The sequence below is a fragment of the Shouchella xiaoxiensis genome, from assembly GCF_016907895.1.
GTDB classification, from domain to species: Bacteria; Bacillota; Bacilli; order Bacillales; family Bacillaceae_D; genus Shouchella; species Shouchella xiaoxiensis.
In genome coordinates this window covers 1-1,135 of record NZ_JAFBCV010000041.1, presented here as the reverse complement: position 1 = coordinate 1,135, position 1,135 = coordinate 1, and the positions used below count along the sequence as shown (strand labels likewise).

The window sequence follows — 1,135 nt, the reverse complement described above, 5'->3', positions numbered from 1 at the left end:
TAAAAAGAATGGAGTGATGGGACTAACTGATACAAGGAAAGGCCATTCCGGGAGACCTAGAGAACGAGAGGTATCTCTTGAGGAAAAAAATGCTCGGCTTGAAGCGCAAATTAACTTACTCAAGGCTGAGAATGAACTTTTAAAAAAGATTCGATTCGCAGAAAGGGGGCTAAAGAATTAGCCCTCTCGCCAAGTCAAAAGTTCACTCTCATTCGTTTTGTGATCGAAAAATATAAGCTTAAGAAGATGGTGAGGTATCTTTGTAAGGTCGCGGGAGTTTCGAGAAGTGCTTACTATAAATACTATTCTCACGAGTCTCAAGAACGTAGAAAACAGCGAGAATTGAGAGATAAAGAAGTGAATGAAATCATCTTAAAAGCTTTCCATTTTAAAAATCGGAAGAAAGGCGCGCGCCAAATCAAAATGACTTTGGCGGGTCATTTTAACGTTGTCTATAACTTGAAAAGAATTCGAAGAATCATGAAGAAGTATCACATTTTCTGCCCATTTCGGAAGGCGAATCCGTACAGGCGTTTAATGAAGGCGACCCAAGAACATTCAGTGGTCCCTAACCTACTGAAACGCCAATTCAATCAGGGTAAGCCTGGGAAAATTTTATTAACGGATATTACTTACTTAAACTATGGACGGGCTTCCAGAGCTTATTTATCTGTGATATTGGATGGTTCCAGCGGTGAAGCTCTTGCTTATCAGGTATCTGATCGAATGACGATTGAACTAGCTACAGATACACTCGAAAAATTAAAGAAAAATAAAAGGTTTAGGAAACAGAAAGATACGCTCATTCATTCAGATCAAGGGGTTCACTATACCCATCCTCAATTTCAGAAAAAGGTTAAACAACTTCGAATCCTACAATCAATGTCCCGAAAAGGAAATTGTTGGGACAATGCCCCAATTGAATCATTCTTCGGACACCTGAAAGATGAGACCTCTATTAAACGTTGTTTGACATTAGAGGATATACAAAAGGAAATCAAGCAATATATTACTTATTATAATAACCACAGGTATCAATGGAACAGAAAAAAGATGACCCCTGTTCAATACAGTGATCATCTTTTAGCTGTAGCTTAGACTTTTTTAAAATGTCCTTTACAAAGGGTACACTTTA

General features: G+C 38.1%; 1 pseudogene. It reads left to right on the top strand.

Features of this window, described 5'->3' with window-relative positions:
* Window positions 1-1,098 (top strand): annotated as a pseudogene (locus tag JOC54_RS22820) (IS3 family transposase); the annotation flags it as partial.
* Window positions 1,099-1,135 lie beyond the last annotated feature (37 nt).